General features: G+C 57.1%; 16 protein-coding genes. All 16 read left to right on the plus strand.

Annotated features, from left to right (window positions below; translation table 11 throughout):
* Positions 1-167 precede the first annotated feature (167 nt).
* The 16 genes from ABWH92_RS03430 (at position 168) to ABWH92_RS03505 (ending at position 16,281) form a co-directional block, all read left to right on the plus strand.
* A complete protein-coding gene (locus ABWH92_RS03430; protein WP_375572164.1) occupies positions 168-644 on the plus strand; it encodes a hypothetical protein in 477 nt (158 codons plus the stop codon).
* A gap of 782 nt (positions 645-1,426) precedes the next feature.
* Positions 1,427-2,926, plus strand: coding sequence for a chromosomal replication initiator protein DnaA (gene dnaA / locus ABWH92_RS03435; RefSeq protein WP_375572166.1), 1,500 nt, complete (start codon positions 1,427-1,429; stop codon positions 2,924-2,926).
* Between the two features lie 294 nt (positions 2,927-3,220).
* On the plus strand, positions 3,221-4,336 hold the full coding sequence (dnaN, locus tag ABWH92_RS03440; RefSeq protein WP_375572168.1) for a DNA polymerase III subunit beta: 1,116 nt from the start codon (positions 3,221-3,223) through the stop codon (positions 4,334-4,336).
* A gap of 9 nt (positions 4,337-4,345) precedes the next feature.
* Positions 4,346-5,473 (plus strand): DNA replication/repair protein RecF, encoded by a 1,128-nt coding sequence (recF, locus tag ABWH92_RS03445; RefSeq protein ID WP_375572170.1) that lies wholly within the window; start codon positions 4,346-4,348, stop codon positions 5,471-5,473.
* A gap of 54 nt (positions 5,474-5,527) precedes the next feature.
* On the plus strand, positions 5,528-5,947 hold the full coding sequence (locus tag ABWH92_RS03450) for a hypothetical protein (protein ID WP_375572171.1): 420 nt from the start codon (positions 5,528-5,530) through the stop codon (positions 5,945-5,947).
* Positions 5,948-6,021: 74 nt separating this feature from the next.
* Positions 6,022-7,335 (plus strand): PepSY-associated TM helix domain-containing protein, encoded by a 1,314-nt coding sequence (locus tag ABWH92_RS03455; protein WP_375572172.1) that lies wholly within the window; start codon positions 6,022-6,024, stop codon positions 7,333-7,335.
* A gap of 122 nt (positions 7,336-7,457) precedes the next feature.
* Positions 7,458-8,072, plus strand: a complete 615-nt coding sequence (locus ABWH92_RS03460) for a LysE family translocator (RefSeq protein WP_375572174.1) — start codon at positions 7,458-7,460, stop codon at positions 8,070-8,072.
* Positions 8,069-8,482, plus strand: coding sequence for a GFA family protein (locus ABWH92_RS03465; RefSeq protein WP_375572176.1), 414 nt, complete (start codon positions 8,069-8,071; stop codon positions 8,480-8,482). Before ABWH92_RS03460 ends, ABWH92_RS03465 begins: the two co-directional genes overlap by 4 nt.
* 3 nt (positions 8,483-8,485) lie before the next feature.
* Positions 8,486-9,418, plus strand: a complete 933-nt coding sequence (locus ABWH92_RS03470; protein ID WP_375572178.1) for a DUF5996 family protein — start codon at positions 8,486-8,488, stop codon at positions 9,416-9,418.
* A gap of 10 nt (positions 9,419-9,428) precedes the next feature.
* Positions 9,429-10,214 (plus strand): SDR family oxidoreductase, encoded by a 786-nt coding sequence (locus ABWH92_RS03475; protein WP_375572180.1) that lies wholly within the window; start codon positions 9,429-9,431, stop codon positions 10,212-10,214.
* A 9-nt stretch (positions 10,215-10,223) separates the two neighbouring features.
* The gene (locus ABWH92_RS03480) at positions 10,224-10,556 is read left to right on the plus strand and encodes a hypothetical protein (RefSeq protein ID WP_375572181.1); all 333 of its coding nucleotides are present in this window, start codon (positions 10,224-10,226) and stop codon (positions 10,554-10,556) included.
* A 105-nt stretch (positions 10,557-10,661) separates the two neighbouring features.
* A complete protein-coding gene (locus ABWH92_RS03485) occupies positions 10,662-11,285 on the plus strand; it encodes an FMN-binding negative transcriptional regulator (protein WP_375572183.1) in 624 nt (207 codons plus the stop codon).
* 52 nt (positions 11,286-11,337) lie between these two features.
* Complete coding sequence (locus tag ABWH92_RS03490; protein WP_375572185.1) at positions 11,338-11,859, plus strand: NAD(P)/FAD-dependent oxidoreductase; 522 nt, start codon at positions 11,338-11,340, stop codon at positions 11,857-11,859.
* Positions 11,810-12,544, plus strand: a complete 735-nt coding sequence (locus ABWH92_RS03495; protein ID WP_375574174.1) for a TIGR03862 family flavoprotein — start codon at positions 11,810-11,812, stop codon at positions 12,542-12,544. Before ABWH92_RS03490 ends, ABWH92_RS03495 begins: the two co-directional genes overlap by 50 nt.
* Before the next feature lie 201 nt (positions 12,545-12,745).
* Positions 12,746-15,205, plus strand: a complete 2,460-nt coding sequence (gene gyrB, locus ABWH92_RS03500; protein ID WP_375572187.1) for a DNA topoisomerase (ATP-hydrolyzing) subunit B — start codon at positions 12,746-12,748, stop codon at positions 15,203-15,205.
* An 83-nt stretch (positions 15,206-15,288) separates the two neighbouring features.
* A complete protein-coding gene (locus ABWH92_RS03505) occupies positions 15,289-16,281 on the plus strand; it encodes an aldo/keto reductase (protein WP_375572189.1) in 993 nt (330 codons plus the stop codon).
* Positions 16,282-16,300 lie beyond the last annotated feature (19 nt).

The following is a 16,300-nucleotide window of genomic DNA, read 5'->3' on the forward strand; positions in this document are numbered from 1 at the left end:
GACCCTTTTTTGTTTTTCATCACAAAAGTGTAATATAAGGCTGATTCAGCACCATTTTTGAGAAAAAAAGGGCCCTCTGCCAATCGCCGAAAAAACTCCTTCGAAGACCCTGCCAGGAAAAAAAGACGTAGAGTCAAAGCGTTTGCAAATGATGGCCTGAAAAAGGCTTGCCTGGAACGCCAGCAGCCAGACGAGTCAAGCGAAAAGAGTCATTTTTTCAGCCTTGCGCTGGAGCCCTAGCAAGGTCTAGAAAAGTTTTATCGACGGCACTCGCCGAAGACCATCCGCAGAACAAAGCAATGATTTGCTGCTCTTCAAACTCCGGTTCGAAGAATGATACTTTATTGCCAAAATATATGTTTGCGGTTGTCGTGATTGTTTACCTGCTGCGTGCAGTAATTTTGAGGCTATATTCCTTTGTTCTAACCTCGACCAAATTGGTCATTCGACTGAATGTCAGTGGCAATTTAGGTGAAGGTGAACAAGACGATGCCTTAGAAACTATGCTCGCAGCAATGACCGAGGACTGGGCCAACACATCGTCCAAAACACGGTCAGGGACCAAAGCGCATCTTTCTAAGGTGAGCGGATGGCGAAAAAAACAATCAGCGAAGAACTGTCGATGGGTTGGTCGCTGGCCGTAGGGGCACGGCTGCGACAAGGGGCGTGAGTAAGAAGGTCTGAGCAGAAGCACCATGAGGGGTGCTCGCTGATGAAGGCCTTCTGATGTTCATGTCCTAACCTGAAGACCTGGCTTGGCGGTATCGTTTGGCCGGTGTGTGCGTGAGGTGAGGCAGGTGGTTATGTGGCCACCATGCTTTCAAACGTTCCATCGGTTGTCGGCGCGGCAAGTCTTGAACAACAAGGCCGCGGCGGCCGATGGAGGGACCTTAACGATGGCATGCATGGAACTCTGTGTTCAAAATTCTATCCCGACACCCTGTCTTAGCGCCTCGCCGGCGCTTACGTGTTCGTTCTTCCCGACATCACCTTGTGCAGCAGCCAACCATCGCGTCGCCAGCCACATCAACAGTGTGCCTCCCGATGATACGCATGCAAGCAGAGCACCGCAGGGACGGCTTGCAGGCCGCTTGCTCGCGGCACGATAGCCTGCTTGCGCAAAGCCTGCGGTGACCTGATCACCCCCCTCTCCGATACTCCCCCCCCCTTGTTGTTTGCGAGTGCAGCGCGCCCAGACCGTCTGCACTCAACGTCAACGACCATGATTACGCTGGACTTTACCGACCGATGACCCTGCCATCCTCTCACTCTTCCACCTCATCAAATGCGTCTTTGCTGTCGCCGACTGCTAGCGTCGCCTCCCAAAACCATCTCAATCAAAAGGACATTCAATCCATGACCGTTTTGCCTGAACTCATCTAATGCGCGTGAGCAGGATGAGCGAGGCAAGCGTCACTGGCAGCGTGTGCAGGCGCGCTTGCGCGCTGAGTTAGGTGAGGATGTTTACTCGTCGTGGTTTTCCAGTGCGATGTTCGAGTCGGCCAAAAACGGTCACGTGGAATTGTCGGTCGCCACACGGTTTTTGAAGCATTGGATTGAGCACAATTTCGGCGAACGCCTGCTGGAACTTTGGACGATCGAAGACGAGGCGATTGAACGCTACACCATTCACGTGCGCACCAATGGCGCCCGGCGGATTGCCAAGCTTGGCTCCACCGCTGAAACAAAGGCTGCGCAGGGTGGCTCCGCTGCCCCAAATTCGTCTGCCGAGCTGACAGCATCGGGGCACATGGGCACTCAGCACACCAAAACCACCGCCAGCGATGGTGGCTTTGGTGGCAAAACATCGACACGGGCGACACTGACATCAACAACACGACCTGTGGGCGATGCTGGCGTAAATGAGACAGGTGATCATGGCGCCAATGGCACACCGCTCGACACGCGCTACACGTTTGCCTCGTTTGCCGTTGGCGAAAGCAACCAGTTTGCGTTCCGGGCGGCCCGCGAATTGGCGCGTGAAGGTTCGGTTCTTGGCTGCAAGGTGTTGTTTGTACGCGGTGGCGTTGGTCTTGGTAAAACACACCTTTGCCAGGCCGTGGCCGCTGAACTGCATGATTGTGGCAAACGCACGCTCTATCTAACAGCTGAGCAGTTTATGCGAGATTTCGTCATCTCGCTGAAATCACGGTCAGCCGTCGATTACAAAGAAGCGCTGGCGGCCATTGATGTGCTGGTGGTGGACGATATTCAATTTCTCTCCGGTCCGGTGATCCAAGGTGAATTCTGTCATGTGATCAACACGCTGATCGATGCGGGCAAGACTCTTGTGGTGGCTGCCGACCGGGCGCCGGCAGCCCTCGACAGCATTGATGTGCGCATGCAGTCGCGCCTTTCTTCAGGGCTTGTGGTTGAAATAGCCTCCATGGACCGCGCTGTGCGCCGAGCGCTGCTTGACCGCCGTCGCGCCACTTACCAGGCCGAGGGCGGTCAGGCCGATATCGCCGATGCGGTGCTGGACAAAGTTGCCGATCTCATCACCACCAATGGACGCGACCTTGAGGGAGCTTTCAATCGAATTATCGCTGAAATCGGCCTCAACAACGCGCCAGTTACAGAGCAAAGCGTGGCCTCCTGCATTGGCTTTCTGCTTTCCAACGCTGAAACGCCAAGAGTGAAAATCGAAGATATTCAGCGAGCCACCGCCTTACAATTTGGTCTGACCAAGACCGACCTGCTCTCCCACCGCCGCACCAAGCAAATCGTCGGGCCGCGTCAAATTGCGATGTATCTTGCCAAGGTGATGACCGTGCGCTCATTGCCCGACATTGGGCGCCGGTTTGGCGGGCGAGACCACACGACCGTTCTGCATGCGGTGCGCAAGATCGAAAAAGAACTGCAAACCGATGCAAGCCTGCAAAAGGTGGTTGAAGCGCTCAAAAGTGCGATTCTATCGCAAAGCTAGAGCTCAGTTCTCCCGCCATCCGCTGGCGGATGTGCACTGTGTGCGCTTGTCCCAACCGATGTACGGCCAGCATCTGTGCAAGAGTGGACAAGCCAGCCTGCCCAACGGCCCGTTTGGCTTGCAATGTGGCCTGAAGCGCTCCCATATAGGCGCAAGGCCCTTCGCTTGATTTGGGATGGATGCGCTTTGGATCCTCTCGGGCAGCGAGGGCTTTGGTGTCTGGTGAGCTGAGCGTTCGTTGCTCCGGCCCAGACACATCGTGTGTTGCTTTCGTTGGTATGATGGGTCCGGGCTATGAAGTTCTCTCTTGATCGCACTCCGTTTTTGCGCGCGCTGGCGCGTGTTCACCGTGTGGTGGAACGCCGCAACACGATCCCCATTCTTGCCAACGTCCTGCTGGATGCCGCTGATGGCGCGCTGCGGCTAAAGGCTACCGACCTCGACCTCGAAGCTTCAGAAAGCCTGCCCGCCATGGTCGAGCAGGCTGGTGCCACCACCGTGCCCGCGCACATGCTCTATGATATTGTGCGCAAGCTGCCAGATGGGGCGCAGGTTGAAGTGGATATGCGCGGCGAAACCACGCTTCTGGTTCAAGCGGGCAGGGCGCGCTTTGAACTCCAGGCTCTGCCGAAGTCTGACTTCCCCGATTTGACCGCGGGCCAGTTCACCCATGTGTTTCAGGTCGCATCGGGTGATCTGCGCCGCTTGATCGAGCGCACGCAGTTTGCGATCTCAACCGAAGAAACGCGCTATTATTTGAACGGCATTTTCCTGCACTCGATTGATGTCGATGGCAGCTTGAAGCTACGCGCCGTTGCAACCGATGGTCACCGCTTGGCCAAGACCGAAACCGAAGCGCCGTCCGGCTCTGATGGGATGCCTGGCATTATCGTGCCACGCAAAACAGTGGGCGAGTTGCTCAAGCTGTTGGAAGGGCATGACGGCGAAGCCTCCGTTGAGCTTTCCGAGACAAAAATCCGCGTCACCATCGATGCCGTCGTGCTGACCTCTAAGCTTATCGACGGGACGTTCCCCGATTATGCGCGCGTGATCCCGCAGGCCAATGACAAGGCGCTGGACGTGGATCGTCCTGCCTTTTCCGCAGCGGTGGATCGCGTTTCGACCGTTGCCTCCGAACGTGGTCGTGCGGTGAAACTGGCCATGGGCGATGGCAAGCTGACCCTGACAGTCACCAATCCGGATTCAGGTTCGGCGACCGAAGAACTGGTGGTCGATTATTCCGGTGATCCGCTGGAGATCGGCTTCAACGCGCGTTACCTGATGGACATTGCTGGGCAGCTTGAAACTGACAATGCGCGTTTCATGCTTGCCGATGCAGGCGCGCCGACCCTGGTCCAAGATGCTGATGGGTCAGACACGCTTTACGTTCTGATGCCCATGCGCGTTTAGGGCCCTATCATGCAGGCCGGGCCGCGGATCACGCGGCTCACGCTGACCAGCTTTCGCAATCACGCGCGTACCGATCTTCGTTTCACAGAACCATTGGTCGCCTTCACCGGGCCTAACGGCGCGGGCAAAACCAATATTCTTGAGGCCATAAGCCTGCTCTCGCCTGGCCGAGGTTTGCGCCGGGCGAAGCTTGCCGACATGTGTTCATCGGACGGCGCTGGTGGTTTTGCGGTTTCGGCTGAGTTGGTACCGATGGATCATGAAGAAGGTGATGATCCGATCACCATCGGAACCGGGATCACTGCGCCCGATACAAGCAGCCGCGAGGTGCGTATCGACAAGGTGCCGGCCAAATCATCCGATGCTTTGTTGGAGCATCTTATCTGTCTGTGGCTAACACCAGCGATGGACGGCCTTTTTACCGGTGGGACGAGTGATCGGCGGCGCTTTTATGATCGCATGGTCATGGCCTTACACCCGACCCATGGGCGCACAGCAACGCGTTTTGAAACGGCCATGCGCGCGCGCAACAAGATGATGGATGAAGGGGTGACCGATCCGGTGTGGTTCGAGGGTGTTGAGGCTCAGATGGCCGAAGCTGGAGCGGCCATGCAAGCAGCCCGGCTTTCCACGCTCAGCCTGCTCAAACAGGCAATCGAGGAGGCACGCGGGGCCGTTTCGGCGTTCCCCCACGCGGTGCTTGATCTGGCGGGGTTTGATATCAGTGATGAGCAAGTCTATCGCGCCAGACTGGCAGAGGGGCGCCACCGGGATCGGGCCGCTGGACGAACCCTTGAGGGACCACACCGGGCAGATCTTCTCGTGCGCCATGGGCCGAAAGATGTTGAGGCCAAGCTCGCATCTACAGGTGAACAAAAAGCGCTGTTGATCGGGCTGGTTCTCGCCCAAGCGCGCCTGGTAAAGCGCGAAACCGGACGCGCGGCCATTTTGCTGCTTGATGAGATTGCGGCCCATCTGGATGAACGTCGGCGCACGGCCTTGTTTGCTCTTTGCACCGATCTGGGCGGGCAGACCTTCATGACAGGCACCGACAGAGCCTTGTTCGAGAGCCTGCCTGATGATGCTGACCAGTTTGAGGTGCGCGATGGAACTGCGACACCATGGTCATTTACGTAAAGGGCTATGCACGTAAGACTTGCATCGCCTCAGCAAGCCTGGTTTGCCCAACGTATGTTCCAAGTTCTGCGCCTTTTTGATGTTCGGCTGGCCGTTTGCCTGCTTTTCACGTTGGGTTTGCTCGCCTCAACGCTTGTCCATAGCTCAGCGCATGGTGCTTTTGGTGTGGCCTTGGACAATGAAATCTCCACCACACAGAACGCGGATGGCCAGTGGCTGCGCGGCGTGCGTTTTGTCGATGGCTCGCTGATGTGGCTGTGCATCAACGCATTGGGCGATGGCACAGAACCGAGCCGGGATTGCCCGGGCTGCGTTGGCTTTGCGCTTTCCATCGGGCCGACAGCGCCAGAGCCGGCCTGGCTGGCTGAGAAGCGCTCAACGGCTTTTCAGCCGGTCGCGCATGCCGACCGCCCCAACGAACTGACCTTCCTGACCAGTCTTGGCCAGCGTGCACCCCCTCATCTGACAGCCTGAATTTCCAACATTTTGTTATCGTCCGAGCGCTGCCAAACATATTCGTGCGCTGCGGACCTATTGTCAGGTGACTCATGACCGATATCACTGTTTCAGGCGCCTCCGCGTCTGCCTCGCCGCGCGCCAGCGGCCTTTATCGCGCCGTTTGGAAATGGCACTTTTTCGCTGCCCTGTTTGTCCTGCCTTTCATGGCGATGCTCTCGCTGACCGGCGGCATCTATCTCTTTGATCGCCAGATCGAAGAGGTCATCTACGAGGATCGCCTCAACGTGACCCCTATCGGGGAGCCGGCAAGCTTTGAAGCGCAAAGCGCGCTCGTCGAGGCAGAGCTTGATGGCGGACGCATTCGATCCTTTCTTCTGCCCACCGATGAAACCCGCGCCACCGTCTTTGAAGTACAGGACGCTGATCGGGTGCGCTCTTATGTTTGGGTGAACCCTTATGGGCCGACCGTTCTGGCGATGGAGGAGCGCGACTCCACATTGATGCGCATGGTGCGGAAATTTCACGGCGAGCTTCTGCTTGGCTCGACCGGCACCAAAGTTGTCGAACTGGCAGCTCATTGGACCGTCGTCCTGCTGATCACAGGCGTCTATCTCTGGTGGCCGCGTGGCAACCGCTCGCTGGCACGTGCGCTATGGCCAGATTTCTCACAAAGAGGCCGGGCGTTTTGGCGTGACATCCACCGTACGGTTGGGATCTTTGCAGCGATCCTCATTACACCGATCCTAATCTCCGGCCTTCCTTGGACAGATGTTTGGGGCGGTGGCCTTTCTCAGGTTCAAAGCCTCACAAACCAAGAGTCGCCCTCGCGCGCCTTTGGCGGCCCTCCGATCCGATCATCGGCCGGTGAAGGCACACCGATTGGCGTTGAAGCTGCCCTGGCGATGGCGGCAACACAGGGCGTTGAAGGGCCGATAGAGGTGCGCCCACCGCGTGGAGCCGATGGTGTCTACTTCATTCGCTCACGCCAAGACGTGCCGATGGAGCGGGTGGAAGTGCATATTGATCAGTACACAGGCGCCGTGCTCAGCCGTGTTGGCTTTGAGGATTATCCGACATTGGCCGCATTGATTTCCGGCGGCATCGCCTTCCATGAGGGTCGCCTCTACGGGACGCTGAACCTGGTGCAAAACCTCATTGCGGCAACGCTTGGCGTCCTGCTGGCTGTCTCCGGATTTGTTGCCTGGTGGATGCGACGTCCCAAAGGTTCGCTGGGCGTGCCCCAGGTACCGGAGCGTTTTTCGGTGGGCTGGGGTCTTGGTGTTCTTATCGTTGTTCTGGCTATCCTCTTTCCTTTGATGGGTGCCTCGTTGATCCTTGTCTTGCTTCTCGACTGGCTGATCCTCCGGCATCTGGGATGGTTTGAGCCTGCCGACAGGCACTAAAGCCCGGCTCCTTGAGAGCCGAGACTGCGCTGCGCTGGACAGTTTTGTTCAGCGCAGCTCTTGGATCGGTATCACTTCCGATTTTGATTGTCTGGCGGCGCACTTTCGGTAGGATTGAAACCATGACCCTTACCGCACTTGCACTCTTCGCCGGCATCTACATTGCTGCCGTCGCCTCCCCTGGACCTGCCGTTCTGGCCCTGACGGCGCGTGTGTTGGCACGTGGAAAGCAAGGTGTTGTCGGCTTCATCGCTGGCTGTGCGATTGGTGATCTTGTTTGGTTCACGCTCGCGGCAGCGGGTCTGGCGGTGATCGCGCAGACCATGCAAGGGGTGTTCCTGGTGATCAAATATGCCGGTGTCGCCTATTTGCTCTATCTTGCTTACAAGCTTTGGACCGCGCCTGCTGACCCAAATGCGAAAGCGCCCAAACTCTCAGCTGATACCAATGGGTCGATGCTGCTGGCTGGGTTGGCTCTGACTCTGTCCAACCCCAAAACCATGGTGTTTTTCCTCGCCATCCTGCCAACTGTGGTGGATTTGGCAACGCTCACCACTTTGGGCTTTATCGAGATTGGCCTGGTGATTGCCACCTGCCTGCCAGCGGTGTTGATGGTTTATGCATTGGTGTTTGATCGGGCACGTGGCGCGCTGCTGGGCACATTTGGCATGAGCCGTATCAACAAGGCCTGTGCGGTTGGTCTGGCCGGAGCGGCAGGCCTCGTCGCCACACGATGAGCCAGGCTTCTAAAGGCGCACCTTCATCGGGAAAAACATTGCAGGGCCAATGCCTTTGCGGTTCGATCCACTACCAAATGCAAGGCCCGTCGGAGAGTTTTTCGGTTTGCCATTGCACCCAGTGCCGACGCCAATCAGGCCATCAATGGGCCTCGGCTCAGTGCAAGGATGACGATCTCATCATCACTGGTGACACCCTCTCCTGGTATCGATCATCGCCGACGGCCAAGCGCGGCTTTTGCTCGGCCTGCGGATCCTTCCTTTTTTGGGCTTTGGATGGCGAAGGCAAAACGTCCTTCTCCTTAGGATCGCTCAACAGCCCAACGGGTCTGCGGTTGGAGAAACATATCTTTGTCGCAGATAAGGGCGATTATTACGCCACCACCGATGATCTACCGCAGAAGGACTGACCGATGAGCGCTGACGACCTTTATCCGCCACTGCCGTATGGCGATTGGGTCGAGACCCGCGACACGCTGCACCTGTTTTTGCAGATCATTGGTAAGGTGCGCATGAAGGCGCATCCCAAGCTGAACCATTGGTGGCACGTCACGCTTTATCTCGACACGCGCGGACTGACGACGGGTCGAATACCCTATCAGGGACGATCCTTTCAGATCGACTACGATATGGTTGATCATGTTGTGCACGTCACCACCAATGATGGCGGGCAAAAAGCCTTTGCGGTGACGGGCCCGGATGGAACAGCCAAGACGGTTGCGCAGTTCTACAACGCCCTGTTCGAAGCGCTTCAAACGCTTGATATCGACGTGGTGATTGTCGCCAAGCCGTACGAGAACAAGTCAACCACGCCTTTCCCGAACGATCACGCGAAGCGCACTTATGATGGGACGGCAGTCACACAGTTTTGGCGTGCTTTGTGCGCCATTGCCTCCGTGTTTGAGACCTTCCGCTCACGCTTTGTCGGCAAGCAGACACCGGTGCAACTTTACTGGCACTCGTTCGATCTTGTGACGACCCGTTTTTCCGGCAAAGCCGCACCGTTGGAAGGTGGGACAGCATCGGACAAGGAAGCCTATTCGCATGAGGTTATCTCTTTCGGGTTCTGGCCCGGCGATGATGCGTTTCCTCACGCAGCTTTTTATGCCTACGCCTATCCGGAACCTGCCGGATTGAACACGGTCGCGCTTCAGCCAACATCAGCGCAATGGGTGGATCGCAACGGTGCGTTGGCCGTCCTCACCTATGAGGCAATGCGTGCTGAAAGCGATCCGCAAACCGCCATTCTGAGCTTTCTTCAAAGTGTCTATGACGGCGCGGCTGAAAAGGCAGACTGGGACAAACCGAGTTTCGAACACCAATTCCTCAAACCTATCGCTATGTGACGGAGACCTGATGAACCGATTGATCGATAAAACCTGTATTGTAACCGGCGCCGCCAAAGGCATTGGTGCGGCCATTGCCCGTGCCTACGCCGCTGAAAACGCCAATGTGGTGGTGACGGATGTCAATGATGCTGTTGGCGAAGCCTTCGCCAAGGAGATTGGCGCTGACTACTTTCATCTCGATGTCGCTGATGAAGAAGATTGGCGCGCTTTGGAAGAGCGCTATCCGGTGATCGACGTCCTGGTGAACAATGCAGGCATCACAGGCCATGAGCGTGGGGATGAGCATCATGACCCTGAACGTACGCATCTGGTCGATTGGCGGCGTGTTCATGCTGTGAACCTTGATGGTACGTTTCTTGGCTGTCGGTACGCCATCAAAGCGATGCGCAAAAATGATGGCAAAGGCTCGATCATCAACATGTCGTCGCGCTCAGGTATTGTTGGGGTTCCAGGCGCTGCAGCCTATGCGTCGTCTAAAGCTGCCATCCGCAACCACACCAAGACCGTTGCCCTGCACTGCGCTCAGGAAGGCCTGCAAATTCGCTGCAACTCCGTTCACCCAGCCGCCGTTTGGACCGACATTTGGGACACCATGATTGGTCATGGCGATGAGGCTGAGGAGAAGAAGAAGAAGGTTGCACAAGGCACACCTTTGCACCGTTTCGGAAGACCTGAAGAGGTTGCCGCTTTGTGCGTTCTCTTGGCATCGGACGAAGCCACCTTCATGACTGGCACGGAGCTCACCATCGACGGTGGCATTCTGGCTGGGTCGTCGGCCTCACCAGGGCAGTAGGCATCAGCCATGGGCGTTAGCGAAACCGCAAAGGCTGTGTTTTCCAGACTCATCAGCCAGCAACGCGACAAGCCGCAAGTGGACATCGGCAAGATGCTTCACGCTGAGGCGCTTCGCGTTGCCGGCAAGGGTTTTGCATTCGCAACCGGTGATACGATTGTGATGAAGCTTCCCAAAGAACGCATTGATGAATTGGTCAGCGATGGTGTTGGTGAGCGGATGACGATGGGGGAGGGCGAGAAGCGGCGTACAATGCGCGAATGGATTGCTGTTCCCTGTCACCGGCCGGATGCTTGCGAAGAGCTCGCCGATGAGGCCCGTCGCTTCGTGCAAAGCCTCTAAGGTCCTGAAACCGAGGTCTCGGCCATTTTTTGGGCGTGTTTTGAGGCACAAACGCCGCGTCCTGCTGGTCCCCTCGGATCAAGCCTCACCCTGAGACCTGTTGCCATGCATCCCAACCGCACTTTTCGCAAGCCGGGCACCGCCCGCAACATCGCCTTTGTCCGTGAGCGGGCTTTCGGTGTCTTGGCTGTCAATGCCGATGACGGACCACTGATGAGTCATATCCCTCTGGTGCTCAGCGATGATGGTTCTCAAGCCGAACTGCATCTGGTGCGCTCCAACCCCATTGTGCGCGCGTTGGAAACGCCTCTGGCTGCTGTGGTGGCGGTCTCAGGCGGTGATGCCTATGTGTCGCCGGATTGGTACGCTGTCGATGATCAGGTGCCGACCTGGAACTATGTCGCTGTCCACGTCCGCGGCACGCTGAGGCGTTTGCCGCAAGAGGATCTGCATGGCGTGTTGACGCGGCTTTCAGCGCATCAGGAAACCAAGTTGCTGCCGAAGACGCCATGGACATCTGACAAGATGAACCAGGACATCTACACCAAGATGCAGCGGCAAATCGTGCCCGTGATGCTTGATGTGGCGCATATCGATGGCACGTGGAAACTGTCACAGAACAAACCCGACGATGTGCGTCTTCGCGCTGCCGATGGGGTTGCGGAGGCTGGCCTCGGCCTTGAAACAACACCCCTAAGCGCGATGATGCGACACCCGGATGATGCCTAACACCCAGTCTCGACCTGTTGCGGTAGTAGTTGGATCCGGTCCGGCTGGGCTCATGGCTGCCGATGTCATAGCTGACGCGGACGTAAAGGTCATACTTGTTGACGCAAAGCCATCCGTCGGTCGGAAGTTTTTGATGGCCGGTAAGTCCGGCCTCAACCTCACCAAAGACGAGCCGGATGCGGCCTTTCTGCGCGGGTTCTATGAAGCAGCACCACAGATGGCACCTATGTTGGCTGGGATGGGCCCCAGTGCGGTGAAGCGGTTCACACGCGATCTCGGCCAGGAGGTCTTTACCGGGTCGTCCGGTCGCGTGTTTCCCAAAGCGATGAAAGCGTCTCCACTGTTGCGTGCTTGGCTGGCGCGCCTGGCCGAAAAAGATGTGGAGGTACGAACCCGTTGGCGATGGATAGGGTTTCAAGAAGTCGAGGACCCAAGCGATCGTTCCGACGGGAACGGAGCCTGCGAGTCCCTGAAAAATCTGCACTTCGAAACACCAGAAGGCCTTCAGAACTCTGCACGCGGACATCACGGTTCTCGCCCTTGGCGGAGCGAGCTGGTCACGGCTCGGCTCTGATGGAGCTTGGACCAATATCCTGGCCGATCATAGCGTAGTAGTCACCCCATTTAAGCCAGCCAACATGGGTTTGTCGGTTGAGTGGTCCTCACACATGGAGCCGCACTTTGGCACACCAGTGAAGAGCGTTGCCTTTGTTGCGGGTGAGGAGCGGATTGTCGGAGAGTGTGTGGTTTCCAAACATGGTTTGGAGGGCAGCGGTATCTACGCCGTTTCACGGGCTGTGCGCGATGGCGCGCCACTGCATCTTGATCTCCTACCCGCTACCAAGCATGAGCAGGCGGCTCTGCGTCTTTCCAAGGCGCGTGGCGGCAACAGCATGGCCAACCATTTGCGCAAAGCTCTGAAACTTGGTCCTGTGAAGCGCGCGTTGTTGATGGAGTTTGGGAGACCTTTGCCCAATGACCCAGACGAGTTGGCGCGCTTGATCAAGCGTTTGCCGATTGTTCATCAAGGTCCGCGACCCTTGGATGAAGCGATCTCTGTAGCAGGCGGCGTTGCGTGGGATGCTGTTGATGAGGGGCTTATGCTGCGTAACCAGCCAGGCGTGTTCTGCGCGGGAGAAATGCTGGATTGGGAAGCCCCGACCGGCGGCTATTTGATCACCGGATGTCTTGCCACGGGCAAATGGGCCGGTGAGCACGCGCTGAAGCGGTTGTCGCTTGCGACAGAGCACAGCCGTTAAAAACAACTATACTGAAGCGACTTCAGAACAGAGTTTCGCCCTGGGATTCCTGCATCCTCATCCCCATATGAAGCTGTGAACGAATGCCGCCCAGCGGTTCGCTTTTCCCGCTCCTTTGGTGATATAAAAACCAGAGTGATTCTCCGGGTTTAGCGCCCTTTTTCCGATACGCCTTATCGACCATGACCAAAGGATTTCACCTTGACCGATACGCCCGCTGGTGAACCGACCTCATCCGATGATCCTGAAGTGGCCAATGGCGCCGACTATGGCGCCGATTCCATTAAGGTTCTCAAAGGCTTGGATGCGGTGCGTAAGCGCCCTGGCATGTACATTGGTGACACCGACGATGGGTCTGGTCTGCATCACATGGTCTATGAGGTGGTCGACAACGCCATCGATGAGGCTCTTGCTGGCCATGCAAGTGAAGTCACAGTTGCGCTCAACGCCGATGGATCGGTGACGGTGCGGGACGATGGACGCGGTATTCCGACCGATATCCACACCGAAGAAGGCATTTCTGCCGCTGAAGTGATCATGACCCAGCTACATGCGGGCGGAAAGTTTGACCAGAACTCCTACAAGGTCTCCGGCGGCCTGCATGGCGTGGGTGTTTCGGTCGTGAATGCGCTTTCCACCAAACTGGAACTGCGCATTTGGCGCGCTGGCCAGGAACACTGGATGTCGTTTTCGCATGGCGTGTCCGATGGGCCGTTGAAAACAGTTGGCAATGCCGGTGGACAGACCGGCACTGAAGTGACGTTCACACCGTCCCCAGACACTTTCACGAACATTGAATTTTCGTTCGACACCTTAGAGCACCGCCTGCGCGAGTTGGCGTTCTTGAACTCCGGCGTGAAGATCTTGCTGTCCGACAAGCGCGGTGTGGAAGATCGCGTTGTGACGCTGGAATATGAAGGCGGCCTGAAGGAGTTTGTTGCCTTCCTGGATCGCAAGAAGAAGCCCGTGTTGGAAGCACCGATCTTCGTGACGGCGGAGAAAGACGGCATCACAGTGGAAGTGGCGATGTGGTGGAACGACAGCTACCACGAGAATGTGCTCTGCTTCACCAACAACATTCCGCAACGCGATGGTGGCACCCATCTAGCAGGCTTCCGCGCGGCGCTAACGCGTCAGGTGACAGGTTATGCGGATGCGTCAGGCCTCACAAAAAAAGAGAAGGTGAACCCAACCGGTGATGATTGCCGCGAGGGCCTTACTGCTGTGCTTTCAGTGAAAGTGCCAGACCCGAAGTTCTCCTCGCAGACCAAGGACAAGCTGGTTTCCTCCGAAGTGCGTCCCGTGGTTGAGAACGTGCTCAATCAGTCGCTTTCCATCTGGTTTGAAGAAAATCCGGCCCACGCCAAGAGCATCGTGTCGAAGGTTATTGAAGCCGCTGCGGCCCGCGAGGCGGCGCGCAAAGCTCGCGAACTGACCCGCCGCAAAGGCGCGCTCGACGTGGCTTCCCTGCCAGGCAAGCTTGCCGATTGCCAGGAACGCGATCCGGCTAAGTCTGAGCTTTTCCTCGTGGAGGGTGACTCCGCTGGCGGTTCAGCCAAACAGGGCCGTGTGCGCGATTTTCAAGCTGTGCTGCCGCTGCGCGGTAAGATCCTGAATGTTGAGCGAGCGCGCTTTGACAAGATGCTGTCATCCAATGAGATCGGCACGCTGATCACCGCGCTGGGCACGGGCATTGGGGCTGAAGAATTCAACCCGGACAAGCTGCGCTACCACAAGATCATCATCATGACCGATGCTGACGTGGACGGTTCGCACATCCGCACGCTGCTACTCACCTTCTTCTTCCGCCAAATGCGAGAGTTGATAGAACGTGGGCACCTCTATATTGCGCAGCCGCCGCTTTACAAAATGAAGCGCGGCAATTCTGAGCAATATCTGAAAGACGAAGCAGCCTTGCAGGACTATTTGCTGGACGGCGGTTTGGAGGGCGCAAGCCTTACGCTTGCGTCAGGGGAAGTTCTCTCCGGCCAAGATCTTCTAGCCACCGTCAATGAGGCGCGACGGATCAATTCCGTTCTGGACGGGCTACATCACCGCTACAACCGTGACGTGGTGGAGCAAGCCGCCATCGCTGGTGCGCTGAATGCTGCTCTGCTTTCCAACGCTGAGCAGGCTGAAGAGGCTGCCGCCTATGTCGCGCGGCGGATCGATATTCTGGCCGATGAGTTTGAAAAGGGCTGGGAAGGCAGGCGCCTTGACACTGGCGATTTGCGCTTTACCCGCACATTGCGCGGCGTCACCGATGTGGTGACCATTGATACGGCATTGCTTGATAGTGCTGATGCTTTGCGTTTGGACGGCTTTGCCACGCATCTGCAAGAGATCTATGGGAAAGCAGCTGTGCTTCGGCGCAAGGACACCGAATTGCATATCCGCGGACCGCGAGCACTGGTGGCCGCGCTGATGGAGATGGGCCGCAAAGGTGTGTCGCTTCAGCGCTACAAAGGTCTGGGCGAGATGAATCCCGATCAACTTTGGGAAACGACACTCGACCCCAATGTGCGCACTCTTCTGCAAGTGAAGATCAAAGAAGCCGATGAGGCCGATGGGATCTTCTCTGACCTGATGGGCGATGATGTCGATCCGCGCCGCGCCTTTATTCAGGACAATGCGCTGACTGTTGGAAACTTGGATATCTAAGCCTTCATGGCCGGGTCAAACTCGGCCATGAAAGCTCCATACTGGTTTCCAAGATCCCCTCGCCCAACAAGGACCATGCCTCCATGACCCTATCCACGCGTACCTTTGGCAAAACCGGTTGGCCAGTCTCCGAGATCGGCTTCGGCGCCTGGGCTATTGGCGGCTCGTGGGGTGATGTTGATGATAGTGAAGCCAAAGCCGCACTTCACACAGGCCTTGATGCTGGCGTTACGTTTCTCGATACGGCCGATGTTTATGGTGATGGTCGCTCAGAGCGCCTGATCCGTGACGTGTTGGCCGAGCGATCGGGCTCACGGCCTGTCGTTGCAACCAAAGCCGGGCGGCGGCTCGATCCGCATATCGCGTCAGGATACACCAAAGCCAACATCGAAGCCTTTGTTGATCGCAGCTTGATGAATTTGGGCGTTGATTGTCTGGATCTGGTTCAACTGCATTGTCCGCCAACCGATGTTTATTATCAGCCTGAAATGTTTGGCGGCCTGGACGAGTTGGTTCGTGCAGGCAAGCTGAAGCACTATGGGGTTTCAGTTGAAAAGGTCGAAGAAGGTCTGAAAGCGCTGGACTATGAAGGCGTTGCGTCGGTCCAGATCATCTACAACATCTTTCGCCAACGACCGGCAGATCTGTTCTTCGCTGAAGCCAAGAAGCGCAACGTCGCCGTTATCGTCCGGGTGCCGCTGGCAAGCGGTATGCTGACTGGCAAGATTACAGCTGACACACAGTTCGCGCAGGATGATCACCGCGCATTCAACCGTCATGGTGAGGCCTTTGATGTCGGGGAGACGTTTGCCGGTGTGCCTTTTGACGTTGCCTTGGGTGCCGTGGAGGAACTTCGCGCACTGGTACCAGGTGGCGCGACGATGGCACAGTTCGCACTGAAATGGATCTTGATGGAAGACACGGTGTCCGTGGTCATCCCAGGTGCCCGCAGGCCCGAACAAGCCACGGCCAACGCGGCTGCCAGCAGCCTTGAGCCTCTTAGCGCGACAACCATGCAAAGTGTGCGGGCACTGTATCAGGAACGCATCGCACCACTCGTCCACCATCGCTGGTAGAAGAGTTCAGTCGCAACGT

It is taken from the genome of Ahrensia marina (genome assembly GCF_042140245.1).
GTDB lineage: Bacteria > Pseudomonadota > Alphaproteobacteria > Rhizobiales > MH13 > MH13.

Coding starts and splice junctions, on each gene's coding strand:
- ABWH92_RS03465 (WP_375572176.1), top strand. CDS start 8,069: ATGAGCCAGGCTTCTAAAGGCGCACCTTCATCGGGAAAAACATTGCAG.
- recF (WP_375572170.1), top strand. CDS start 4,346: ATGCAGGCCGGGCCGCGGATCACGCGGCTCACGCTGACCAGCTTTCGC.
- dnaN (WP_375572168.1), top strand. CDS start 3,221: ATGAAGTTCTCTCTTGATCGCACTCCGTTTTTGCGCGCGCTGGCGCGT.
- ABWH92_RS03505 (WP_375572189.1), top strand. CDS start 15,289: ATGACCCTATCCACGCGTACCTTTGGCAAAACCGGTTGGCCAGTCTCC.
- ABWH92_RS03455 (WP_375572172.1), top strand. CDS start 6,022: ATGACCGATATCACTGTTTCAGGCGCCTCCGCGTCTGCCTCGCCGCGC.
- ABWH92_RS03450 (WP_375572171.1), top strand. CDS start 5,528: ATGTTCCAAGTTCTGCGCCTTTTTGATGTTCGGCTGGCCGTTTGCCTG.
- ABWH92_RS03480 (WP_375572181.1), top strand. CDS start 10,224: ATGGGCGTTAGCGAAACCGCAAAGGCTGTGTTTTCCAGACTCATCAGC.
- ABWH92_RS03485 (WP_375572183.1), top strand. CDS start 10,662: ATGCATCCCAACCGCACTTTTCGCAAGCCGGGCACCGCCCGCAACATC.
- ABWH92_RS03470 (WP_375572178.1), top strand. CDS start 8,486: ATGAGCGCTGACGACCTTTATCCGCCACTGCCGTATGGCGATTGGGTC.
- ABWH92_RS03490 (WP_375572185.1), top strand. CDS start 11,338: ATGGCTGCCGATGTCATAGCTGACGCGGACGTAAAGGTCATACTTGTT.
- ABWH92_RS03475 (WP_375572180.1), top strand. CDS start 9,429: ATGAACCGATTGATCGATAAAACCTGTATTGTAACCGGCGCCGCCAAA.
- ABWH92_RS03460 (WP_375572174.1), top strand. CDS start 7,458: ATGACCCTTACCGCACTTGCACTCTTCGCCGGCATCTACATTGCTGCC.